Source organism: Pseudomonas sp. B33.4, from assembly GCF_034555375.1.
Classification (GTDB): domain Bacteria; phylum Pseudomonadota; class Gammaproteobacteria; order Pseudomonadales; family Pseudomonadaceae; genus Aquipseudomonas.
The window spans coordinates 6,304,614-6,326,388 of the sequence record NZ_CP140706.1 but is presented as its reverse complement, the minus strand read 5'-3'; the positions used below and the strand labels follow the sequence as shown (position 1 = coordinate 6,326,388).

At 60.5% G+C, this 21,775-nt stretch carries 22 protein-coding genes; 13 read left to right on the top strand and 9 right to left on the bottom strand.

Annotation, left to right across the window (positions count from 1 at the left end):
• The first annotated feature begins 8 nt into the window (after positions 1-8).
• The 6 genes from hemC (at position 9) to U6037_RS28095 (ending at position 5,514) form a co-directional block, all read left to right on the top strand.
• Positions 9-950 carry a hydroxymethylbilane synthase gene (gene hemC, locus U6037_RS28120; protein ID WP_322845226.1) on the top strand — a complete coding sequence of 314 codons (942 nt, stop codon included), beginning with the start codon at positions 9-11 and terminating at the stop codon, positions 948-950.
• Positions 947-1,708 (top strand): uroporphyrinogen-III synthase, encoded by a 762-nt coding sequence (locus tag U6037_RS28115; RefSeq protein WP_322845225.1) that lies wholly within the window; start codon positions 947-949, stop codon positions 1,706-1,708. Before hemC ends, U6037_RS28115 begins: the two co-directional genes overlap by 4 nt.
• A 16-nt stretch (positions 1,709-1,724) precedes the next feature.
• Positions 1,725-2,867 (top strand): uroporphyrinogen-III C-methyltransferase, encoded by a 1,143-nt coding sequence (locus tag U6037_RS28110; RefSeq protein ID WP_322845224.1) that lies wholly within the window; start codon positions 1,725-1,727, stop codon positions 2,865-2,867.
• A complete protein-coding gene (locus tag U6037_RS28105) occupies positions 2,864-4,102 on the top strand; it encodes a heme biosynthesis protein HemY (protein WP_322845223.1) in 1,239 nt (412 codons plus the stop codon). The genes U6037_RS28110 and U6037_RS28105 overlap by 4 nt, the downstream gene beginning before the upstream one ends.
• Before the next feature lie 218 nt (positions 4,103-4,320).
• Positions 4,321-4,872 (top strand): disulfide bond formation protein B, encoded by a 552-nt coding sequence (locus U6037_RS28100; protein WP_322845222.1) that lies wholly within the window; start codon positions 4,321-4,323, stop codon positions 4,870-4,872.
• A 183-nt stretch (positions 4,873-5,055) separates the two neighbouring features.
• On the top strand, positions 5,056-5,514 hold the full coding sequence (locus U6037_RS28095; RefSeq protein WP_053124949.1) for an Rsd/AlgQ family anti-sigma factor: 459 nt from the start codon (positions 5,056-5,058) through the stop codon (positions 5,512-5,514).
• Positions 5,515-5,573: 59 nt separating this feature from the next.
• Here the strand turns inward: U6037_RS28095 and U6037_RS28090 are convergent, their stop codons facing one another.
• A complete protein-coding gene (locus U6037_RS28090; protein WP_322845221.1) occupies positions 5,574-6,239 on the bottom strand; it encodes an FKBP-type peptidyl-prolyl cis-trans isomerase in 666 nt (221 codons plus the stop codon).
• A gap of 192 nt (positions 6,240-6,431) precedes the next feature.
• On the opposite strand from U6037_RS28090, the gene U6037_RS28085 reads away from it, so the two are divergent.
• Positions 6,432-7,652, top strand: coding sequence for an AlgP family protein (locus U6037_RS28085; RefSeq protein ID WP_322845220.1), 1,221 nt, complete (start codon positions 6,432-6,434; stop codon positions 7,650-7,652).
• On the opposite strand, the gene U6037_RS28080 is transcribed toward U6037_RS28085, so the two are convergent.
• Positions 7,649-8,110 (bottom strand): TIGR02444 family protein, encoded by a 462-nt coding sequence (locus U6037_RS28080; protein ID WP_322845219.1) that lies wholly within the window; start codon positions 8,108-8,110, stop codon positions 7,649-7,651. The two genes, U6037_RS28085 and U6037_RS28080, sit on opposite strands and share 4 nt — an antisense overlap.
• 50 nt (positions 8,111-8,160) lie before the next feature.
• On the opposite strand from U6037_RS28080, the gene U6037_RS28075 reads away from it, so the two are divergent.
• The 3 genes from U6037_RS28075 to rhtB all read left to right on the top strand — a co-directional run bounded on the left by U6037_RS28075 (position 8,161) and on the right by rhtB (position 11,437).
• Positions 8,161-10,071, top strand: a complete 1,911-nt coding sequence (locus U6037_RS28075; RefSeq protein WP_322845218.1) for an ATP-binding cassette domain-containing protein — start codon at positions 8,161-8,163, stop codon at positions 10,069-10,071.
• Positions 10,071-10,652 (top strand): mechanosensitive ion channel family protein, encoded by a 582-nt coding sequence (locus tag U6037_RS28070; protein WP_242207703.1) that lies wholly within the window; start codon positions 10,071-10,073, stop codon positions 10,650-10,652. Before U6037_RS28075 ends, U6037_RS28070 begins: the two co-directional genes overlap by 1 nt.
• A gap of 152 nt (positions 10,653-10,804) precedes the next feature.
• Positions 10,805-11,437, top strand: coding sequence for a homoserine/homoserine lactone efflux protein (gene rhtB / locus U6037_RS28065; protein ID WP_007911125.1), 633 nt, complete (start codon positions 10,805-10,807; stop codon positions 11,435-11,437).
• 75 nt (positions 11,438-11,512) lie between these two features.
• On the opposite strand, the gene U6037_RS28060 is transcribed toward rhtB, so the two are convergent.
• From U6037_RS28060 to U6037_RS28040, 5 genes are all read right to left on the bottom strand, one after another.
• Positions 11,513-12,256 carry a penicillin-binding protein activator LpoB gene (locus U6037_RS28060; protein ID WP_322845217.1) on the bottom strand — a complete coding sequence of 248 codons (744 nt, stop codon included), beginning with the start codon at positions 12,254-12,256 and terminating at the stop codon, positions 11,513-11,515.
• Between the two features lie 3 nt (positions 12,257-12,259).
• On the bottom strand, positions 12,260-12,847 hold the full coding sequence (gene lpoB, locus U6037_RS28055; RefSeq protein WP_016772610.1) for a penicillin-binding protein activator LpoB: 588 nt from the start codon (positions 12,845-12,847) through the stop codon (positions 12,260-12,262).
• Positions 12,848-12,883: 36 nt separating this feature from the next.
• The gene (locus tag U6037_RS28050; RefSeq protein WP_322845216.1) at positions 12,884-13,258 is read right to left on the bottom strand and encodes a YcfL family protein; all 375 of its coding nucleotides are present in this window, start codon (positions 13,256-13,258) and stop codon (positions 12,884-12,886) included.
• A 15-nt stretch (positions 13,259-13,273) separates the two neighbouring features.
• On the bottom strand, positions 13,274-14,668 hold the full coding sequence (locus tag U6037_RS28045) for a hypothetical protein (protein ID WP_322845215.1): 1,395 nt from the start codon (positions 14,666-14,668) through the stop codon (positions 13,274-13,276).
• Positions 14,669-14,876: 208 nt separating this feature from the next.
• Positions 14,877-16,277, bottom strand: coding sequence for a hypothetical protein (locus U6037_RS28040; protein ID WP_322845214.1), 1,401 nt, complete (start codon positions 16,275-16,277; stop codon positions 14,877-14,879).
• 127 nt (positions 16,278-16,404) lie between these two features.
• On the opposite strand from U6037_RS28040, the gene U6037_RS28035 reads away from it, so the two are divergent.
• The 3 genes from U6037_RS28035 to U6037_RS28025 all read left to right on the top strand — a co-directional run bounded on the left by U6037_RS28035 (position 16,405) and on the right by U6037_RS28025 (position 19,878).
• Complete coding sequence (locus tag U6037_RS28035; RefSeq protein ID WP_322845213.1) at positions 16,405-17,304, top strand: LysR family transcriptional regulator; 900 nt, start codon at positions 16,405-16,407, stop codon at positions 17,302-17,304.
• Between the two features lie 85 nt (positions 17,305-17,389).
• Positions 17,390-19,288, top strand: coding sequence for an FTR1 family protein (locus U6037_RS28030; protein WP_322845212.1), 1,899 nt, complete (start codon positions 17,390-17,392; stop codon positions 19,286-19,288).
• Between the two features lie 134 nt (positions 19,289-19,422).
• Positions 19,423-19,878 carry a YaiI/YqxD family protein gene (locus U6037_RS28025; protein ID WP_322845211.1) on the top strand — a complete coding sequence of 152 codons (456 nt, stop codon included), beginning with the start codon at positions 19,423-19,425 and terminating at the stop codon, positions 19,876-19,878.
• Positions 19,879-20,007: 129 nt separating this feature from the next.
• On the opposite strand, the gene elbB is transcribed toward U6037_RS28025, so the two are convergent.
• Together elbB and U6037_RS28015 are read right to left on the bottom strand one after the other, a co-directional pair.
• On the bottom strand, positions 20,008-20,676 hold the full coding sequence (elbB, locus tag U6037_RS28020; RefSeq protein ID WP_064116372.1) for an isoprenoid biosynthesis glyoxalase ElbB: 669 nt from the start codon (positions 20,674-20,676) through the stop codon (positions 20,008-20,010).
• Between the two features lie 279 nt (positions 20,677-20,955).
• Positions 20,956-21,606, bottom strand: coding sequence for a DedA family protein (locus U6037_RS28015; protein ID WP_322845210.1), 651 nt, complete (start codon positions 21,604-21,606; stop codon positions 20,956-20,958).
• Positions 21,607-21,775: the final 169 nt, after the last annotated feature.

Below are 21,775 nucleotides of genomic sequence, written 5' to 3'. Positions count from 1 at the left end.
ATTGATCCATGTCCTCTCGCGAAATCCGCATCGCCACCCGTAAAAGTGCGCTGGCCCTCTGGCAGGCCGAATACGTTAAAGCCCGTCTGGAAGCGGCCCACCCGGGCCTGCTGGTGACGCTGGTGCCCATGGTCAGTCGCGGCGACAAGCTGCTCGATTCGCCGCTGTCGAAGATCGGCGGCAAGGGCCTGTTCGTCAAAGAACTGGAAACCGCGCTGCTGGAGAACGAAGCCGATATCGCCGTGCATTCGATGAAAGACGTGCCGATGGATTTCCCTGAAGGCCTCGGTCTGTTCTGCATCTGCGAACGTGAAGATCCGCGTGATGCCTTCGTTTCCAATACTTATGCAAGTCTGGAGGCGTTGCCGGCCGGCAGCATCGTCGGTACTTCGAGTCTGCGTCGTCAGGCGCAGCTGCTGACCCGTCGCCCGGATCTGCAAATCCGCTTTCTGCGCGGCAACGTCAATACCCGCCTGGCCAAGCTTGATGCTGGCGAGTACGACGCGATCATTCTTGCGGCAGCCGGTCTGATCCGTCTCGGTTTCGAAGATCGCATCACTTCGGCCATCAGCGTCGACGACAGTCTGCCAGCCGGTGGCCAGGGTGCGGTCGGTATCGAATGCCGCAGCGCCGACACGCAAATCCACGCCTTGCTCGCACCGTTGCATCACGCCGATACCTCGTCGCGCGTGACCGCCGAACGTGCCCTCAACAAACATCTGAACGGCGGCTGCCAAGTTCCGATCGCCTGCTACGCCGTGCTTGAAGGCGAGCAGTTGTGGTTGCGTGGCCTGGTTGGCGAGCCGAGTGGTGGCAAGCTGCTCAGCGCCGATGCCCGGGCACCGCGTGCCGATGCCGAAGCGCTGGGCGTAAAAGTTGCCGAAGACCTGCTCAGCCAGGGTGCTGATGACATTCTCAAAGCGGTCTACGGCGAGGCAGGTCACGAGTGACCGGCTGGCGCCTGCTGCTCACGCGTCCTGCAGAAGACTGTGCGGCGCTGGCGCAGACGTTGGCGGCGCAGGGTGTTTTCAGTCATTGTCTGCCGCTTCTGGACATTGTCGCGCTACCGGTTTCTGACAAGATTCGTCAGGCAATTGCGCAGTTGCCGAGTTGCAACGCGGTAATCGTGGTCAGCAAACCGGCGGCACGCATTGCGCTGGATCTGCTCGATGGCTCGCGTTCGTTGACGATGCCTTGGTTCAGCGTCGGCGCGGCGACGGCACAGATTCTTCGCGATCATGGTCTGGACGTCAGCTATCCGGCGGACGGCGATGACAGCGAAGCCTTGCTGCTATTGCCGCGTCTGCGTGAGGCGCTCAGCCAGCCCGGTGCGCAGGTCTTGATCCTGCGCGGAGAGGGCGGCCGAGAGCTGCTCGCCGAGCGCCTGCGTGAGCTAGGTGCTAGTGTCGAGTATCTGGAATTGTATCGACGCGACCTGCCAGCCTATGCGCCGCAAGAGCTGCCACGACGGATCGCAGCGGAACGCTTGAACGGGCTGGTGGTCAGCAGTGGACAGGGTTTCGAGCACCTGCGCCAAATGGCCGGCGATGTCTGGCCGACCGTCGCGCAGTTGCCGTTGTTTGTACCAAGCCCAAGGGTCGCCGAGCTGGCACGTGCCGCCGGGGCTCAAACAGTTGTGGATTGCCGCGGCGCGAGTGCCGCGGCTTTGCTGGCGGCGTTACGGGAGCATCCCGAACCCGTTTTTTAATGCAAAGGATGGATACGTGAGCGAAACAGCCTTGCCTAAAGATGACGTCCAGCCTGTGATTGAATCCCAGGTTGAAACTCCACCACCGGCCACAGAGCCGCGCCGAGGCAATGGATTGGCCATCGTCGCCCTGTTGCTCGGCGCTGCCGGCGTCGCGATCGGTGGCTGGGGTGTCTGGCAGGTCCGCCACCTGCAGACCAACACTCAGCAGCAGTCCGGTGAAGTGCAGGCATTGAACGATCAGGCGCAGAGTTTGAAGCTCAATGAACAGCGTCTGACCGAGCGCCTTGCGCAGTTGCCGGGTGCCGACGAACTTGCCGAGCGCCAGCGTCTGGTGACGCAACTTCAAGGCGACCAACAGCGCCTCAATCAACGACTGGAAACGGTACTGGGTGCCAGCCGCAAGGACTGGCGTCTGGCCGAGGCCGAGCACCTGCTGCGTCTGGCCAGCCTGCGTCTGTCGGCGTTGCAGGACATCAGCAGCGCTCAGGCGCTGGTGCAGGGCGCTGACGAAATCCTCCGTGAGCAAAACGATCCCGGCTCCTTCGCCGCTCGCGAGCAAGTAGCGAAAACCCTGGTGGCGCTGCGCAGTACCACGCAACCGGATCGCACCGGGTTGTTCCTGCGCCTCGGCGCGCTGCGCGATCAAGTTATCGATCTCACTGAACTGGCGCCAGAGTACAAGGATCGCGGCGAATCGCTGCTGGGCCTGACCGCCGACGGTGACGGCGCCAGTCGTTGGGCGCAGTGGTGGGATCAGGTCTCGCGCTACATCCGTATTGATTTCAACGCCGACAAAAATGTGCGGCCGCTGCTTGCCGGGCAGAGCCTGAGTCAGGTGCGTCTGGCCCTCAGCCTGGCGCTGGAGCAGGCGCAGTGGGCTGCGCTCAACGGTCAGGCGCCGGTCTACACCCAAGCGTTGGCCGAGGCGCGGGATGTGCTCAAGGGCAATTTCAACCCGGACAATCCGCAAAGCAAAGTGATGCTGGAGCAGGTCGCCGAGCTTAGCAAGGAACCCGTCACGGTCACGACTCCGGATCTGGCTGGCACGTTGAGTGCGGTGCAAGCCTATCTTGAGCGGCGCGACGTCAACGCCGAAGAATCGGTGAAACCCTTCGCCAAACCTGCCGCCAACACCGCGCAGGAGACCACGCCATGAAACGCCTGTATGTGATCGTGTTTCTGGTGATCGCGGCGACGGCGGCGCTGGGCTTTGCGGTGGCCCAGCATTCCGGCTACGTGCTGATTGCCTACAAGAGCTTCCGTTACGAAGCGAGCCTTTGGGCGACCCTGGCGGTGATCGCGGTGTTGTGGCTGCTGATCTGGGGCATTAAGACGCTGGTTGAATTGGTCATGACCTCCAGTGGTGTGGTCAATCCATGGTCGCGCCGCAACCGCAGTCGACGTGTCCAGGTGGCAATCGAGCATGGTCAACTGGATCTGGCCGAAGGTCGCTGGGCCAGCGCTCAGCGTCATCTTTATCGAGCGGCAGAAGCCGAGCGTCAGCCGCTGCTGTACTACCTCGGCGCTGCCCGCGCGGCCAATGAACAAGGACATTACGAGGAATGCGATCGATTGCTGGAGCGGGCGCTGGAGCGTCAGCCTCAAGCCGAGCTGGCGATCGCCTTGAGTCATGCGCAGTTGCAGACTGACCGTGGCGACACCGACGGTGCCTTGGTGACCCTGCAAGCGATGCATGATCGCCACCCGCACAATGCGCAGACGTTGCGTCAGTTGCAGCGCTTGTATCAACAGCGCGGTGAGTGGTCGGCGGTGATCCGTTTACTGCCGGAGTTGCGCAAGGACAAGGTCCTGCCCCCTGTCGAGCTGGCTGAACTTGAGCGTCGTGCCTGGGGTGAAAACCTCTCGCTGGCGGCGCAACGTGAAGAGGACGGGAGCGTTGGCCTGCAATCACTCACGCGCGCATGGCAGCAGCTCACCTCGGCGCAGCGGCAAGAGCCGCCGCTGGTGCTGGCGTATGCCGAACAGTTGCGTCAGCTGGGTGCTCAGGTCGAAGCGGAGGAAGTGCTGCGCACCGCCCTCAAACGCAAGTACGACAGTCATCTGGCCCGTCTCTACGGTCTGGTGCGCGGTAGCGATCCGGCCCGTCAGTTGCAAACCGCTGAAGGTTGGCTGAAGGATCATCCGAACGATCCGAGCTTGCTGCTGACCCTCGGCCGACTGTGTCTGCAAACCAGTCTGTGGGGCAAGGCGCGGGATTATCTGGAAAGCAGTCTGCGTGTGCAGCGCAATCCTGAAGCCTGTGCGGAACTGGCGCGCTTGCTCGCACAGTTGGGCGATACCGAGCGCAGCAACCAGTTGTTTCAGGAAGGCCTGGGGCTGCTGGACGAACGCCTGCTGGCGGCACCGTTACCGGTTCTGGCTCACGTCTAAAGAGGCGAGGGAGAATGCTCCCTCGCTTGACTTTTGTGGCTGGAATTTCAACTCCAGTGAGTGCCCGAGGTAAATTCCTACGTCGGGCTACACCAATTCCTCTCTAACCTGTCGGGTTTTCCCTACACCTCTGGTGAACTGTCGGCAGGGCCTCGCCTTGAAAGGCTGACACGCTTTCCTCTACCGTAACCGTCTGTCTCTACTGTTACGGAAAAGCCATGTCGTTGGCCTGCTCACGCTCCTTGTTCTTCATGGCTTTCACTGCGGGGGCCTTTGCTCTGGGAGCTTCCTATTATCTTGAATATGCTGTCGGTCTGACGCCGTGCAGCTTGTGCCTGGTGCAGCGCCTGTTCCTCACGCTGCTGTGCGCATCCAGCGGTCTGGCGGCGGTGCATGGACCCAAGCGTGTCGGTTTGTGGTTCTACTGGCTGTTGACCCTGGGCGCGAGTCTGGGGGGCACCACGGCGGCGTGGCGGCAGGTATTGATACAGAGCGATCCGATGCTGCAACTGCTCAAATGCACACCGGCCCCCGAGACACTGTTCAGTGGTCTGCCGTGGATCTGTGCTCTGCAAACGATGTTTAGTGGCGGTACCGATTGTGCGGAAATTTCCTGGACGCTGTTCGACCTGAGCATCCCGGAGTGGAGTCTGCTGTTCTTTGTCGCGGTCTCGATTCTGGCGGTGTATCAATTGTTACGGCTGGTCTGGAGTGCTCTGCAACGCCCGCTCAGCGGCGAAGCGTCGCACCCGGTGCTGCTGCGGGATTAAACACTTGTATGAACTTTATCTCCTGCGTACCTTGAAGCCATAGGCGTGCGGGCATAATCTGGCCCGCACGTGTCATTGGATTTATGTTGCTCGATGACGCTCTGCCCGGCCGACCCCCAAGCCAAAATCAGAAGAGGGGCGCGGGTGTAGAGCAGCATGACCCACAAGGGAAGAGAGATCGCCATGCTCGAAAGTTGTCAGAATGCTCAGGAACGTTGGGGTGGAGTTCATCTGCTGATCGACCGCTGGTTGCAGGAGCGTGAAGATCTGATCGGTGCCTACGACAATCTCGGTGCGCAGCCTGAGTCGCTGTCCGAGAGCCGCAAGCCCTTGCAGGAATTCTGCGGCGTGTTGGTCGATTACGTCTCGGCCGGGCACTTCGAAATCTATGAACAGCTGACTGGCGAAGCCAAGGCGTTCAACGACAAACGCGGTCTGGAACTCGCCGAGACGATCTACCCGCGCATCGACGTTATCACCGAGAAGCTGCTCGCGTTCAATGACCTGTGCGATGAGGGCAAATGCGTTGCCGAGAAATTCAAAGAGCTCGGTGGCTTGCTGCACGAGCGCTTCGAACTCGAAGACTGCCTGATTGAAGTGCTGCACACAGCACACAAGGAAGAAGATCCGGTTCAGGCCTGATTCTTTCTGCCGATCACAAAAAACGGTGCGCCCAAAGCGCACCGTTTTTTATTGCCTGCTCAACTGGTCGCGCCGCGCAGTTCCACTTCGAACACCAGCGGTGTGAACGGCGCGATCAAGTCGCCGGCACCATCAGCGCCGTATGCTTGATCCGATGGAATCACCAGGCGCCATTTCGCGCCCACCGGCATGTTCTGCAACGCGGTACGCCAACCGGCAATCACGCTGTCGAGGTTGAACCATTGTGGCTGCGTGTTCTGGTCGAACACGGTGCCGTCCGGCAGTCGACCGACATACAGCACCTGCACTTTTCCGTCCGGTCCGGCCTTGTCACCGGTGCCTGGCGTCAGCTCGGTCAGCAGGATGCCATCGGCCAATTCCTTAACGCCGGGTTTGGCTTTTTCTGCGGTGAGAAAGCGCTGTTCGTTTTCCATCGCGGCGTCGCTCGAAGGCTGTGCCGAGTGTTCGGCATTCTGCGATTCGTGATCGGCCAGAATCTGTTCGATGCGTGCCTCGCTCAGCGCCAGTGGCTTGCCTTGATAGGCTTGCTGCAAACCGTCGACCAGCGCCTGAATCTGCAATTGCGGGACTTCCTGGCGCAGCCGTTCACCGAGGCTGGCACCGAGGCTGTAGGCCAGATCGTGAGCGTCGTTCGCGGTGGTTTTTTCGTCAGCGTGAGCGGCCGAAAAAACCATGCAGAGGGATAAAAAAAAGTAGCGCGACATGGGCACACTCCGTCCTGAGATGCGGTGGATTATGCCAGCGCGAAGGTCTGCAACGGTGAACTGCTTTTGACTTCGCGCAGAACATTTTCGATTCGGTGCAACGCAACGCAATCGATACTGTCAAGATGCCCTAGCGGCGGTAACTGCAGAGGTCTAGTATGAGCCGCACTCACGTCAGCCAGGAGGTAAACCATGTCGGCCACCAAGAAGCCTGTAAACACTCCGTTGCACTTACTCCAACAACTCTCGGGCAGCTTGCTCGAGCATCTGGAAAACGCTTGCTCCCAAGCCTTGGCTGATGCTGAAAAACTGCTCGCCAAACTGGAAAAGCAACGCGGCAAGGCACAAGAAAAACTGCACAAATCCCGCACCAAATTGCAGGACGCAGCTGCCGCCGGCAAAGCCAAGGCACAGACCAAAGCCAAGGGCGCAGTGAAAGAACTGGAAGACCTGCTCGATGCCTTGAAGGAACGTCAGTCCGACACCCGCAGCTACATTCTGCAACTCAAGCGCGATGCCCAGGAAAGCCTGAAACTGGCTCAGGGTGTTGGTCGCGTTCAAGAAGCCGTGGGCAAAGTGTTGTCGACCCGCGCGGCCAAACCAGCGGCGGCACCGGCGAAAAAAGCCGCTGCCAAACCTGCTGCAGCCAAGGCGCCAGCGAAAACTGCGGCGGCCAAGCCTGCGGCAAAAGCTGCTGCTAAAACTACCGCCAAGCCTGCTGCAAAAGCACCGGTGAAAGCCGCTGCAAAACCAGCTGCCAAAGCGGCGGCAAAACCTGCAGTGAAAAAACCGGCTGCAGCGAGCGCTGCAAAACCAGCGGCTAAAACCACTGCGGCAAAACCAGCTGCCCGTACTGCCGCTGCTAAACCAGCTAGCCGTGCCGCCGCTGCCAAACCGGCTGCTGCCAAAGCTGCTCCGGCGAAAACCGCAGCCGCTAAACCTGCTGCCAAAGCTGTCGCAAAACCTGCGGCAAAACCTGCTGCTCGTACTGCCGCTGCTAAACCTGCTGCCAAGACTGCCGCCAAACCGGTTGCAGCCAAACCTGCGGCAAAAGCACCAGCCAAAGCTGCTGCCAAACCGGCTGCAAAACCAGCCGTGAAAGCCGCCGCCAAACCAGTAGCCAAGGCAGCCGCGAAACCGGCCGCTGCTGCTAAACCTGCGACTGCTGCCGCCAAGCCTGCTGCTGCAAAACCAGCCGCCAAGCCAGCGGCAAAACCAGCCGTTAAAAAGCCAGCCGCTGCCAAACCAGCTGCCGCCAAGCCGGCTACTGCTCCAGCTGCCAAGCCTGCCGCACCGGCAACGTCGGCTGCACCAGCTGCACCGGCACCTGCCGCTACTGCCTCGACGCCTTCGACTGCGCCAACGCCAGCCGCTGTGTCGAGTGTCAGCACCAACCCAACCAGCGCTTCCTAAGCGCCGGTAGCCGCGACGCGCAGCACTTGCAGCGCGTCGCGGTTCGGGTTGGCCGCCGTGCCGGCCAAACCTTCAAGCCAGGTCATCGCACCTGTGTCGTTTCGCGTCCATTCCTGTGCAACACCTTCCAGCCGTGACAGCAACGCTCGCTCAGCTTCCAGCTCGAGTGATTTGATCTGCTCGCGCATACCTTTCAACACCGCGTCATCCACTGCCCGCGTTTTCCATTGCATGCGCAGTGTTCGCAGCGGCTGCACAACCTCGGTATCCCAAGGTGCGGTCAGTGCCTGAAGCGCATTGATGCGTTGTTCATCGCAGGTCACCCCGCGTTGTTCCAGCCATAAGCCGCACAACAGCAGGCACACGTTCGCGCCCGCCGTTTGCAGTTGCAGGCAGGCGTCTTCCACACCCGGACGGGCGTAGGTGGCAAGGGAAAAGCTCCACAGGTCAGAGGACATCGTGCTACTCGCGCCAGTTGTGAGCGAAGCTGGTAGACTCCGCCGCCATTATGATCCGACTTCAGAACCTGACTTTACAGCGTGGTCCGCAACGTCTGCTAGAAGACGCCGAGCTGACCCTGCACGCCGGCCACAAAGCCGGCCTCATCGGTGCCAACGGCGCCGGCAAATCGAGCCTGTTCGCCCTGATTCGGGGTGAGCTGCACCCCGACTCGGGTGATTGCTTCCTGCCGGCTGACTGGCGCATCGCCCACATGCGCCAGGAAATCGAGACGCTCGAGCGGCTTGCCGTCGACTATGTGCTCGATGGCGACCTGCGTCTACGTGAGGTGCAACGTGACCTCGTCGCCGCTGAAGCGGCGCACGACGGTGCCGCCCAGGCCCGTCTGCACTCGGAACTCGACAGCGCCGACGGTTACACCGCTGACGCACGAGCGCGCAAGTTGCTCGCCGGTCTCGGTTTCACCAACGAGCAGATGGATCGCCAGGTGGGAGATTTCTCTGGCGGCTGGCGGATGCGTCTGAATCTGGCGCAGGCCTTGATGTGCCCGTCGGACCTGTTGTTGCTCGATGAGCCGACCAACCACTTGGACCTCGACGCGATCATCTGGCTCGAAGAGTGGCTGAAAAGCTACCCGGGCACCTTGCTGCTGATTTCCCACGACCGCGATTTCCTCGACGAAGTCGTCGATCACGTCGCGCATGTCGATCAGCGCAAAATCACCCTCTATCGCGGCGGCTACACCGCGTTCGAGCGCGCCCGTGCCGAGCGTCTGGCCCAGCAGCAACAGGCCTACGAGAAGCAGCAGGCGCAACGTGCGCACATGGAAAGCTACATCGCCCGCTTCAAGGCGCAAGCGACCAAGGCCCGTCAGGCGCAGAGCCGGATCAAGGCCCTGGAGCGGATGGAAGAGTTGTCGGCGGCCCACGTCGATTCGCCGTTCGACTTCGTCTTCCGTGAGTCGACGAAGATCTCCAGCCCGCTGATCGACCTGTCCGATGCCAGCCTGGGTTACGGCGACAAAACCATCCTCGAGAAGGTCAGGTTGCAACTGACCCCGGGGGCGCGGATTGGCCTGCTCGGGCCGAACGGCGCGGGTAAATCGACCCTGATCAAGAACCTCGCCGGCGAGCTGTCACCTATCGCCGGGCGCCTGACCCGTGGCGAGAACACCGTGGTCGGCTACTTCGCTCAGCATCAGCTCGACTCGCTGGATTCCAAGGCCAGTCCGTTGCTGCACATGCAGCGTCTGGCGCCGACCGAACGCGAGCAGACTCTGCGCGACTTCCTGGGCGGCTTCGACTTCCGTGGCGCGCGCATCGATGAGCCGGTGCTGAATTTCTCCGGTGGTGAAAAGGCGCGTCTGGCTTTGGCGTTGATTGCCTGGGAACGTCCGAACCTGTTGCTGCTCGACGAACCGACCAACCACCTCGACCTGGAAATGCGCCTGGCGCTGACCATGGCGCTGCAGGAATTCAGCGGCGCGGTGCTGGTGGTGTCTCACGATCGGCACTTGCTCAAGAGCACCACCGATAACTTCTACCTGGTCGCTGACGGCAAGGTCGAAGAGTTCGATGGCGACCTCGAAGACTACGCACGCTGGCTGGTGGAATACCGTCAGCGCAATGCGCCGGTCAACAACACCCCGGTCAACCCGGACAAGACCGACAAGAAGGCTCAGCGTCAGGCGGCAGCTGCGTTGCGTCAGCAATTGGCCCCGCACAAGCGTGAAGCCGACAAGCTCGAAGCCGAGTTGGGCAAGCTTCACGAGAAGCTCGCCAAGGTCGACGCCAGCCTCGGCGACAGCGACATCTACGAGCCGGCACGCAAGAACGAGTTGCGTGATCTGCTCGCCGAACAGGCCAAGCTGAAGGTTCGTGAAGGCGAGCTGGAAGAGGCGTGGATGGAAGCTCTCGAGGTATTGGAAAGCATGCAAGCGGAGCTGGAGGCGCTGTCCTGATGGATGCGTTCAAGCTGCCTCTGCCGGCGGAGTGGGTCGAGCCGGTCTGGTTTGCCGTGCAGATTCTGCTGATCCTGCTGGCCGGTTACCTCACTCAGCGCTTCGTCGCCAAAGGCCTGACCCGACTGGGTGAGCGCTATCCGTTTCCGCCGCAGCTGTTGATGCCGCTGCGTGGCGTGTTGCGCTGGCTGATCATGGGCAGCGCGCTGATCTTCGTACTGGAACGCCTCGGCGTTTCGGCCACGGTGTTGTGGACGGCGCTGTCGGGTTTCGTCGCGGTGGCGGCGGTCGCGTTCTTTGCGATGTGGAGTGTGCTGTCGAACCTCCTTTGCGCGATTTTGATCTTCACGGTCGGGCCGTTTCGGTTGGGCGATATCGTTGAGCTGGTGGACACCACCGACAAGCCTGGCGTCAAAGGTCGGGTGGTAGCGATCAATCTGCTTTACACCACGTTGATCGAGGCGGAAGAGCTGGGGACTGGCAGCGCGATGGTGCAGGTGCCCAATAGCCTGTTCTTCCAGCGATCGGTGCGGCGTTGGCGCGGGACGGATGTGTTTCCTTCCAGCGGGTTTGAGAAGTAAGTCTTACAGCAAGATCAAAAGATCGCAGCCTTCGGCAGCTCCTACAGGGATCGCATTCCATAGTAGGAGCTGCCGGAGGCTGCGATCTTTTGCTTTTAGCCCCAATCCGCATTAGCTTGAGCGTCTGTCACGATTCAGATGCGAGGTGTGCGATGGAGCTTCAAACATGGCTGGCGTTTTTTGCCGCCTGCTGGGTGATCAGTCTGTCCCCGGGTGCTGGCGCCATTGCGTCGATGTCCAGCGGTCTGCAATACGGTTTCTGGCGCGGTTACTGGAACGCCCTCGGCTTGCAAATCGGTCTGGCGGTGCAGATCGCGATTGTCGGCGCCGGTGTTGGCGCGATCCTCACCGCTTCGGCCACGGCCTTCCACGCGATCAAATGGTTCGGTGTCGCTTATCTTGTGTATCTGGCCATCAAACAGTGGCGTGCGCTGCCCATGGACATGAGCGATGACGCAGCAGTGCGGCCGATCGGCAAACCGCTGGCACTGGTGTTCCGTGGCTTTCTGGTAAACATCAGCAACCCCAAGGCCTTGGTGTTCATGCTCGCGGTGTTGCCGCAGTTCATCAATCCGCATGCACCGTTGCTGATTCAGTATCTGGTGATCGGTGTGACGATGATCTGCGTTGACCTGATCGTCATGGCAGGCTACACCGGTCTGGCGTCCAAGGTCCTGCGTTTGCTGCGCACCCCGCAGCAGCAGAAGCGCATGAACCGTACATTTGCCGGGCTGTTCATCGGTGCGGCGGCGTTTATGGCGACGTTGCGTAAAGCGGCAGCATAAACCGCGCAGGCACAAAAAAAAGGCGACCTTTGCGGGTCGCCTTTTTTTGTGGCTGGGACGCAGAGCGGCCAAGGATCAGCGCAAGATCACCGGCGCAGTATCACGCGGCAAGTTGTTGCGTTGCGCCGGCTCACGCGGCTGCTCGTAACCGCCGCCACCGAGCTGCATGCTCAGTTGCCCGGCCACGTCTTCGCCCAAGGCCTTGGACACGTCACGCACCACCCGTGGGCGGTTCAGTGAGATCTTGATGTCGCGATGGTTCACCAGTTTGGTGTCCTGCGCTTCACCCATCGCCGTGAAGGCCGAAGTGATTTCGAAGGTCTTGGTGTTGATCAGGCTGAAGTCCGCCACCAACGTCAGGCCCAGCACCGCCGAATAGCTGTCGGTGTTCGCCAGCTCGTTGACGTCCTGAGTGAAGTCGATGTCCGACACCGTACCAAACAGCACATAGTCGGCGCCTTTGAAGTTGCCGGCCTTGATGCGTTTGATCACGTCATAGACATCCCCCTTGGACGACGCGGTGTACGGCGTGCCTTGCACCAGCTGGAACATGCCGGTACGCAGAATTTCACCCTTGATGTCGCCGGTGAATTTACGCAGCTCGGTCTGTTCGATGTAGCTGGTCGTTGCTTCAATCTCGTTGTAGCTCGAAGAGCCACTGGAGCTGTAGTAACCCTCGCGGTGATTGCTCTGGGCCGAAACGATGTGGATGTATTGCTCCACACGTTCCTGATACGCCAGGTCCGTCACCGCGACTTTCGGGGCCGCTTGCACGCTGCACGCGCAAGCCAGGGCCATCATGCCAATCCATGCGCGCATTGATTAACGCTCCGTGGTTTTGCGGATCTCTTTTTCGTCCATCCACTCGGCCAGACCGCTTTCAACGTCGATCAGTTGCAGGCTGAATTTGTAGAAGACGTCCTTGTAGTCGCTGCTGCGCTTGACGATCGAGCTGATCGAGCCTTCGATGCGGTACTTGGCGGCAACCATGTTGCCAGTCTTGGCCACGGTGCTTTTCTTGTACAGACCGCTCTGGTTTTGCAGCTTGAGCTGGTCAACCTGGCTTTGCATGGCGTTGTTGTCGCTGGCGAAGCGCGCTACGCCAGTCTTCATCAGCTGGGTCTTGATGCTGGTAGTGATTTCGCGGGTGTCGATGTATTCGCTGGTCTTGTTCTTCACGTCGTAGACCTGAACCACCGGACGGCCCTGCAGAATGCCGGACTGGGCCAGCGAGCGGGTCATCGACTCGGCGATCATTTGCAGGTCGGTCGAACCGAATTCGTTGGTCACGGTTTCAACCGCTTTGGTGTCGCCGTAACTGATGTTCTTGCTGCCCAGGGTCGGCGAGGTGTTGGCGCAACCGGAGGCCAGCAGGGCGATGACGGCGATGCAGGAAAAGCGTGCAAACATGGGAATTCTCTCTAAAACAGGAATAGGGTGGCAGGCTTACGGCGTCTTGATTTCAAGACGGAAGTCCACGGCTTTCGGGGTCGGGGCGATGCCTTGAATGAAGCTGGTCTGGGCGCCGTACATCATTTGGCTTTTCCACACTTCTTCTTCGGCAATCGGGAAACCTTCCGCGCCGAGCCAGGCGAAGCGGTAGTAGAAAATCTTGTTGCTGTTGAGGGTGTTGCTCAACTGCACATTGACCGTCATGAAGCCGTTTTCACGGGCGACGCGCATGGCGCCTACGACGATGTGTTTCTGCGGGCCCATGGCCACGACTTTGCTCGCGGCGCTGCCCGGCTCTGGCGGTGGCGGGGTGGCGCAGCCGCTCACCAGCAAGGCGAGGGCGGCGACGGCGATGAGTTTGAAACGCATGCAAAGACTCCGTTCTTAAGGTTGTTTGAGGCTGGCGACGTTGGTCGCGCTGGCGCTCGGGATGACGTGGGCGGCGAGGCCACCGGCGAACACCTGGTTGCCGACGGCGCGCAGGGTGATCACCTGATAACGCTGATCGACAGTGACCTTGACTACCGAACCGCCGACGGCGCTCGGCAGACTGACCTGGTGCTCACCCTTTTTCAGGCGCAGACGCACCACTTGGGTGTTGTCCGGCAGGGTACGCCACGTACGGGTATCGGCACCTTCGAGCACAGCTGAAGAGATGCCAACGGCGAGACCGGCCAGCGGGTTGGTTTCGTTGATCTTCTTCTGCGCTACACCTTTGGTGATTGCACGCACGGTGGTGCGCAGAATGATCCCCGGCATGTCGTCACGCAGGGCGCGGCGGGACATGGCGGTGGTGCTGTTCAGCGCGGTCAGATCGACCTGCTGACCATCGACACCGATCTGCGCGAACGGCGCGGTGGAGGTGTCCGGTTTGATGATCGGAAACGACAGCGGCGTGATCACCACGTTGTTGGAGATCGGCAATGGCAGTGGCACTCGGATCGAGTCACGGGCTGGCGCCAGACCGCTTTGCACCACGATCAGGATGTCGCTGTCGTCGGACTTGCTTGGCTTGTCGAGATTGACCAGCGCCTGCTCCAGCAGCGGCGTGTTCGGGCGCAGTTCGGCAGCCTTGCGGTAGCCCGGTGCAGCCAGGCCTTTCTCGCCCAACGCCTCATAGACGAAACCGGACAGATAATGGCTGAACGCACTCTGGTAGCTGTTTTTCAGGCCAACTACTTCCGGCGCGTCGAGACTGGCGACCGGATAACCCTGCAGATCTTTGTACTGCGTCTTGATGCCTTCTTTCTCGGCCTCTTCCTCGCTCTTGAGGTATTCCTTGTCGCGCAGGTCGGCGATCACCGCTTCACGTTCGTGAGTTTTCTTGATCGCAGTGCGAGCACCGTCAAAGTCGTTGACCGCCAGCAGGTTCAGAGCCATCTGCGTGGTCAGCATGACTTTTTCGTAATCGTAGCCTTCGTAGCGACGCACTTTGTCATTGACCAGGAAACTGCCGAACTGAGCCAGGTACTTACCGGTGTCGAGCTTGACCGAGTCTTCCCACTGACCGACCACCACATCGGCGCTGGTCCAGGCATTCTGGCTGCCAGAGAGGTCGCCCTTGGCGCGCAGCAACTCACCTTTCTCGAAGTAATAGAGCAGGTCTTTATCCGGACCGGTGTTGTTCTTTTCCAGCAGGGTCAGCGCGGCGTCGACGTTGCCGGTGGCCAGTTGCTGGTTGGTCTGTGCCAGTTCCGAGTCGTAGTTGCGAAACGCCGAACAGCCGGACAGCAGAGTGACGGCGCTGAGCGCGATCAGAGTGGGGGCGCGGAATGCCATGGGGGTACTTCTTCCCTGGAGTAAATACAGCCGCGAATGCTGGTCGGGCTGGTGTGACCCATCGACAGTGGCGTTGGCCTCCTGCCAATTCCTCATAACCAGAGGAGCTTTAATGCCGTTTCGCGATAGCGAGGGCGCGGCATTATAAGCGGGTGGTGATGGCTATGTAATAGCTTTTTAATCGCACTTGTTAGTTTGGTGCCATTACTTATTTCAGGTTGGATACCACGCTCTTTGCCGGCGCCACATCCGACTGGAATGCGCTGCCATTGGCAAACACCCGATCACCCAAGGCACGCAGGCCGATGACCTGGCGGTTCTGGTCGATGCGGATCTTCAGTGGCGCAACCCCGGGCGCGTTGGGCAGGCTGATCAGGTGGTCACCTTTTTTCAAACGCAGGCGCACAACCTGAGTGAGGTTAGGCAGGGTGCGCCAGGTGCGGGTGTCGGCCTGCTCGAAACCGTCCCAGTGAGTGACGTAGGAGGCTTTGCTCGGATCGCGTCGATTGTCCGTAGCCTGAACATCGGCCGCCAGAAATGCCCGATAGATTGTGCGCTGGATAATGCCCGGCATGTCGTCACGCAGGGTGCGCAAAGACATGTCGGTAATGCTGTTGACCGCGATCAGCTTTTTTTGACGGCCGTCGATGCTTACTTGATTGAATGATGGGGGCGAGGTGTCGGGCACCATCACCGGAAACGAAACATTGGCGACGATGACCTGGCCGTCTGCAAGCTTCACCGGGTAGGGCACGCGCACAGAACTGCGGGCTGGCGCCAGACCGCTCTGCACGATGATCAGCACATCACTTTCGTCGGCCTTCAGTCCCGGGCTGTCGAGGTCGCGCAATGCCTGTTGGAAAAATGCCATGTCCGGGCGTAGTTCAATCGCCTGGCGATAGCCAGGCGCCGCCAGATCTTTCTCGCCAAGCGCTTCGTAGGTGAAACCGGCGAGATAGTGACTGAATGCGCTTTGGTAGCCGTTCTTCAAAGCAATGACGGCAGGTGATTCCAGCATGACCACCGGGTAGCCTTGCAGATCCTTGTAATGGACGCGGGCGCCGTTGGCCTTGGCCGCTTCTTCGACACGCTCGTATTCCAGTTCCCGTTGGCGGGCGATCAGTGCTTCACGCTCGTGGGTTTTCTTGATGTCGGCGCGGGCACCGTCAAAGTCATTCATGGCCAGTTGGTTCAGGGCCATTTGCGTGGTCAGCATGACTTTTTCGTAATCGTAGCCATCGTAGCGACGCAGCTTGTCATTGATGATGCTGCCCCAGTGATCGCCCATGGCGGAGAGCAACTTGTCACCGGTGGTTTCGATGGGGTCCTGGCGCTGTATGACCATTTTCTCGGCGCTGCGCCAGGCGACCTGGCTCTGCGGGAACTCACCGCCAGCGCTCAACACCGCGCCCTTCTCGAAGTAATAGAGCAAATCCTTTTCTTTGTCCGGATTGTGCGCCTCGATCAAGGCCAGTGAGCCGTCGATATTGCCGGCCTTGAGCTGTTGCGTGGTCTGTTGCAGTTCGAGGTCGTAATCGCGGTAAGCGGCGCAACCGCTGAGTTGCACCAGTGCAGCGATCAGAAGGGACGGCAGCAAGCAGTGGCGCATAGCGGGTTCTTCCTTGAACGGAGAAGGCGAAATGATGGCGCATTATAGAGGCACTTCGCAGCTGCCGGGGCGGTATGGATTGCGCTAGGCTTGCGCGCTCACCGATCAATTGGGTTGCGGTATTTCGATGAATCAACTGCTGGCCATGCGTGCGTTTCGTTGCATCGTCGAGTGTCGTGGCTTCAGTGCTGCTGCCGAACGGCTCGACACCACGCACTCGACCATTTCCCGGCAGTTGCAGCAACTGGAAGCCGAACTCGGCACGCGTCTGATCAATCGCAACACCCGGCGTTTCAACCTGACCACGGCGGGGCAGCAGTATTACCTCGCCTGCGTGGATATTCTTGAACGCATCGATCAAGCAGCGGTGGCGATCGGGCAGGCCCATGAAAGCCCCAGCGGCTTGCTGCGCATCAGCGCGCCGATGGTCATCGGCACGTTGGAACTGGCGAATTGGTTGCCAGGTTTTCAGCAGCGTTATCCCGAGATTGAAGTCGAGTTGTCCTGTGATGACCGTTTTGTCGATCTGATCGCCGAAGGCTTCGACGTCGCATTGCGCATTTGCGGACCGTTGGAGGACTCGTCACTGGTGGCGCGCTTGCTCACGGTTTCGGACATGTTGCTGGTGGCATCGCCGGCCTATGTTGCGCGGCATGGTCTGGTGCGACAGGTACGGGAGCTGGCCGAACATCAACTGCTGGCGTTTGCCGGCGGCAGCGACTGGTCGCTGACTGACGCCCGAGGCCAGGCCACGCCGGTACGGGTGCAGGGCCGGTTCAAGGCGGATTCGATCAGTTCGCTATACGCGGCTGCGCTGGCGGGTGTCGGCATTGCGGCGTTCACTCGGGCCACGGTGCAGGACGACTTGTTGAGTGGCCGGTTTGTGCAGATTCTGCCGAACTGCTCGCTCGGCCAACGGCACTATCATGCGTTGTACCCGCATGCGCGACATGTCGCGCTGAAGGTTAAAGTGTTCGTCGAGTTCATGGCCGAGCACTATCGCAGCCTGACGTCGCCGTTGCGTTAAACGCAGGCAAATGCCGACAAAGCTTGAGGGAAACGCCGCCGGAGTGAACAATATGTAACTCCGTATTTCCCCTTGAGACTCCTTCATGACTGCCTCGTCCCGATTTCTGGCCTGGCTGGTGTTCCCGTTGTGTGCCCTGAGCAGCTTCAACCTGCTGGCCGATACCGTGGAAGGCGCGCCGCAAGCGCTGCACCTGCTCGATTACATCAGCGCGGATTACCCGCCGACGGTCGAGGCGGGAAACGTCGTCGATGACGCCGAATATCGTGAGCAACTGGAATTCACCCAAGCGCTGCAAGGCCTGATCGCCGGCATGCCGGCCAAGCCTGAAAAGGCAGGGCTGGAGCAGGGCGTCGAGGCTTTGCGCGTCGCGATCAACGCGAAGCAGGACGGCACCGAAGTCGCCCGTCAGGCGCGGCAACTGGGCGCGCAACTGGCCGTGGCGTATGAAGTCAGCCAAGCGCCGATCATCACTCCCGATCCAACTCGTGGTGCGCCGCTCTACGCGCAGAACTGCTCGGTGTGCCACGGCGACAGCGGTGCCGGTGACGGCCCGGCGGGGCTTGGCATGACCCCGGCGCCAGCCAATCTGCGCGATGCGGCGCGGCTGGATCACCTGAGCCTGTACGCGATCTACAACACCCTCGGCCAAGGCGTCGAAGGCACCGACATGCCGGCGTTTGCCGATCAGCTTGATGATCGGCAGCGCTGGGATTTGGCGACTTATATTGCCGGTTTTAGCGCCGATGCCGCGTCGGCCAAATCCGAGAAGACCTACAACATCGCCGATCTGGCGCGCCAGACCCCGGCCGAAGTGCAGGCCGCCGAAGGCCCGCAAGCGGCGGCGACGTTCCGTGCGCAACGCGCGCAACCGCCCCAGGTCAAGCGTGGCCCGGCACAGTTGCTCGACTACACCGCTGCAACCCTGGACAAGAGCCTCGCCGCGTATCGCGCTGGCGAACACGATCAGGCCTACGATCTGTCGGTCGCGGCGTATCTGGAAGGCTTCGAGCTGGTCGAAAGCTCGCTGGATAACGTCGACGCCAACGTGCGCAAAGACACTGAAAAATCGCTGATGGCGTATCGGCAATCGTTGCAGGACGGCTTGCCGGTCGAGCAGGCCGAGCAGCGCCTGGAGGCGGCCAAGGCCAAGTTGAAAGAGTCAGCCGGCCTGCTTGGCAGCGATGGGCTGAGCTGGTCGCTGAGTTACATTTCCGGTCTGCTGATTCTGCTGCGCGAAGGCCTGGAAGCGATTCTGGTGCTGGCGGCGATCCTCGCGTTCCTGCGCAACACCGGCCAGCAATCGGCGGTGCGCAGCGTCAACGTCGGTTGGGGCCTGGCGCTGCTGGCCGGCCTCGGCACCTGGGCGCTGGCGGCGTATGTCATCGATGTCAGCGGCTCGCAGCGTGAGCTGCTGGAAGGCGCGACGGCGCTGTTCGCCAGTGTCATGGTCTTGTGGCTCGGCGTGTGGATGCACGATCGTCGCCACGCAGCGGCCTGGCAGGATTACATCAAGAGCAGTCTGGTTGGCGGTGGCGGGCGTTTTGGTTTCGCGATTCTGGCGTTCTTCTCGGTATATCGTGAGTTGTTCGAAGTGATCCTGTTCTATGAAACCCTGTGGTTGCAGGCCGGCCCGGCCGGGCATGACGCGGTGCTTGCAGGTGGCGCGACGGCACTGGTGCTGCTGGTTGGTCTGGCGTGGGTGATTCTGCGCGGTTCGGCGAAACTGCCGCTGACGCTGTTCTTCAGCATCAACGCCGCGCTGCTCTGTGCACTGTCGGTGGTGTTTGCCGGGCATGGCGTGAAGGCCTTGCAGGAAGCCGGGATTTTCGGCACGCGGCCGGTGGCGTTCTTTGAATTCGACTGGCTGGGGATTCATGCCGATGCGTATTCGCTGACGGCGCAGGCGGTGGCGATTGTGGCGATTGTTGTGTTGTATGGGCGTAGTTGGGTGGCGGAGAAGCGGCGGGTTTCGGCTGCTTGATTGAGTGCTCCCTTAAAAGATCGCAGCCTTCGGCAGCTCCTACAGGGGCGTAGCATGTCGCAATATTGCGGCACGACGCGCACTCTGTAGGAGCTGCCGAAGGCTGCGATCTTTTGCTTTTAGAGGTAAAGAAAATGCGTGTATGGATCGATGCCGACGCCTGCCCACGGGCGGCAAAGGATCAGGTGGTGAAATTTGCGCTCAAGCGCCAGTTCGAAGTGGTTCTGGTGGCCGGGCAGCCGCAGATCAAGCCGGGGCTGGCCATCGTCAAGTTGATCGTGGTGCCGAGTGGGCCGGATGCGGCGGACGATTATCTGGTCGAACACGCGGTACCCGGTGAGCTGGTGATTTGCAGCGATATCCCGCTGGCTGATCGGCTGGTAAAGAAGGGCGTCGCGGCGCTCGACCCGCGCGGCAAGGAGTTCGATGCGCAGAACATGGGCGAGCGTTTGGCCGTGCGCAACCTGTTCACCGATCTGCGTGAGCAGGGCCAGATGAATGGCGGGCCGGCGCCGTTTGGCGATCGCGAGAAGCAAGCGTTCGCCAATGCGCTGGACCGGATCCTCACGCGCCTGACCCGCAAGCCTTAAGCCCTACACAAATCCCCTGTGGGAGCGAGCCTGCTCGCGAATGCTTTGTATCAGACAACATAGAGTTGAATGACACGCCGCCTTCACGAGCAAGCTCGCTCCCACCTTTGGTTTTGTACGCTACGGGGATCAGGCGTCGTTTTCGTGGGTCAGTTCGAGCACGCGGTCGACCAGTTTGTTGATCCCCGACGCCGCTTCACTGATGTTCTGCGCCAGCATGTAAGCCGGGGTGGTCACCAGTTTGCGCGCCTTGTCTTCGATGATGTCGGTCACCGCACAGTCTTCGTGGGTGGCGCCCATCTTGTTCATCGCCGTGGCGGTGTCGGCGTCGTTGCCGATGGTGCAGGTCACGCCCGGGCCGTAGATCTTTGCGGCCAATGCCGGCGAGATGCACATCAGGCCCACCGGCTTGCCCGCTTCGGCAAACGCCTCGGCCAGTGCCAGCACTTCAGGCTGCACGCTGCAGCCAGCGCCTTCGACGGCGAAATTGGACAGGTTCTTCGCCGCACCAAAACCGCCGGGCACGATCAGCGCATCGAAGTCGTCGACATCAGCCTCACGGATGTCCTTGATGTTGCCACGAGCGATGCGTGCCGATTCCACCAGCACGTTGCGCGACTCGGGCATTTCTTCGCCGGTCAGGTGGTTGATCACGTGCAATTGCGCGATGTTCGGGGCAAAGCACTGCACCTGGGCGCCACGTTGGTCGAGGCGCAGCAGGGTGATGACACTTTCATGGATCTCGGCGCCGTCGTACACGCCACTGCCGGACAGGATCACTGCAACTTTTTTGCTCATGGGTTTCTCTCCAGATTCATGGCGCTAAATGTCCACTAAATTGTCGCGCGTTGCCATAGGCTCAAGTGGTGGCTGCACCTGCATGGAGCGCTTTCTACATGGATCGCAACAACGGCGGGGTGTTCATTATTTGGGGTTGCCTGCTGCGTAACGAGCGGGAGATTTTTGGCGCGAGGACGCCGCTGGCGAACAGGAGTCCGCTAGCGCAGAGGGAATAAATGACTGAAAGATGCGGCCAGCCCGCGCTGTGAGCAGGCCTGTACGCCAGTCGCCAGCGCGTTACTCGGCTGGCGTCTTCGGTTCGGCAGGCTTGGACGCTTCGGCTTGATTCAGCAGTGCCGCTTTTGCGGCTTGCTCGTCGGCGTAAACCTGTTTCGCCAATCGCGCATTCTTGAAGCGGCGGCGTAGCCACAGGCCAACGCCAAGAATCAGCAGCGCACCCAGTACCCACAGCTCGTACTTCTTGATGCTGCCGAGCATGCCTTCCAGCACCGCGCCGAAGTGGTAGGCGGCCGCAGCCAGCGCCGTCGCCCAGATCGCAGCGCCAATGCCGTTAAGCAGCAGATAACGTCCCGGCGGATAACCCGACAGGCCGATCGCCACCGGCATCACCGTGCGCAAGCCATAAACGAAACGGAAGCTCAGCACCCAGATGTCCGGATGCTTGCGAATATGCTCCAGCGCGCGGTCACCCATCAGCTGCCAGCGCGGTTTGCGCGCGAGTAACTTGCGCCCGTGCTTGCGGCCGAGGAAGTACCACAGCTGATCGCCGGCATAGCTGCCGAAGAACGCCACGACCACCACCATATTGATGTCCATGTATCCACGGAACGCGAGGAAGCCCGCGAGCACCAGAATGGTTTCGCCTTCGAAAAACGTGCCGAGGAACAAGGCAAAGTAGCCAAAGTCATGCAGAAATTGTTGGAGCATTGTCTGGGTGCTGGCGAAATGAACGCGCAGCCTAACCCTTCGGACACATTCATGAAAGTGTCCAAATGTGTCTCGACGTGAACAATTCCTACACTGAGAATGGAATGCGGCTACATGTCACGGGCCTCACACAACTGTCATCTGTTCGTCATAATGGCCGTCTATAACT

Coding starts and splice junctions, on each gene's coding strand:
- U6037_RS28095 (WP_053124949.1), top strand. CDS start 5,056: ATGCTCGAAAGTTGTCAGAATGCTCAGGAACGTTGGGGTGGAGTTCAT.
- hemC (WP_322845226.1), top strand. CDS start 9: ATGTCCTCTCGCGAAATCCGCATCGCCACCCGTAAAAGTGCGCTGGCC.
- U6037_RS28060 (WP_322845217.1), bottom strand. CDS start 12,256: ATGCGCGCATGGATTGGCATGATGGCCCTGGCTTGCGCGTGCAGCGTG.
- U6037_RS28045 (WP_322845215.1), bottom strand. CDS start 14,668: ATGGCATTCCGCGCCCCCACTCTGATCGCGCTCAGCGCCGTCACTCTG.
- U6037_RS28050 (WP_322845216.1), bottom strand. CDS start 13,258: ATGCGTTTCAAACTCATCGCCGTCGCCGCCCTCGCCTTGCTGGTGAGC.
- U6037_RS28090 (WP_322845221.1), bottom strand. CDS start 6,239: ATGTCGCGCTACTTTTTTTTATCCCTCTGCATGGTTTTTTCGGCCGCT.
- U6037_RS28015 (WP_322845210.1), bottom strand. CDS start 21,606: ATGCTCCAACAATTTCTGCATGACTTTGGCTACTTTGCCTTGTTCCTC.
- U6037_RS28075 (WP_322845218.1), top strand. CDS start 8,161: ATGATCCGACTTCAGAACCTGACTTTACAGCGTGGTCCGCAACGTCTG.
- rhtB (WP_007911125.1), top strand. CDS start 10,805: ATGGAGCTTCAAACATGGCTGGCGTTTTTTGCCGCCTGCTGGGTGATC.
- U6037_RS28105 (WP_322845223.1), top strand. CDS start 2,864: ATGAAACGCCTGTATGTGATCGTGTTTCTGGTGATCGCGGCGACGGCG.
- U6037_RS28070 (WP_242207703.1), top strand. CDS start 10,071: ATGGATGCGTTCAAGCTGCCTCTGCCGGCGGAGTGGGTCGAGCCGGTC.
- U6037_RS28085 (WP_322845220.1), top strand. CDS start 6,432: ATGTCGGCCACCAAGAAGCCTGTAAACACTCCGTTGCACTTACTCCAA.
- U6037_RS28025 (WP_322845211.1), top strand. CDS start 19,423: ATGCGTGTATGGATCGATGCCGACGCCTGCCCACGGGCGGCAAAGGAT.
- elbB (WP_064116372.1), bottom strand. CDS start 20,676: ATGAGCAAAAAAGTTGCAGTGATCCTGTCCGGCAGTGGCGTGTACGAC.
- U6037_RS28100 (WP_322845222.1), top strand. CDS start 4,321: ATGTCGTTGGCCTGCTCACGCTCCTTGTTCTTCATGGCTTTCACTGCG.
- lpoB (WP_016772610.1), bottom strand. CDS start 12,847: ATGTTTGCACGCTTTTCCTGCATCGCCGTCATCGCCCTGCTGGCCTCC.
- U6037_RS28040 (WP_322845214.1), bottom strand. CDS start 16,277: ATGCGCCACTGCTTGCTGCCGTCCCTTCTGATCGCTGCACTGGTGCAA.
- U6037_RS28035 (WP_322845213.1), top strand. CDS start 16,405: ATGAATCAACTGCTGGCCATGCGTGCGTTTCGTTGCATCGTCGAGTGT.
- U6037_RS28030 (WP_322845212.1), top strand. CDS start 17,390: ATGACTGCCTCGTCCCGATTTCTGGCCTGGCTGGTGTTCCCGTTGTGT.
- U6037_RS28080 (WP_322845219.1), bottom strand. CDS start 8,110: ATGTCCTCTGACCTGTGGAGCTTTTCCCTTGCCACCTACGCCCGTCCG.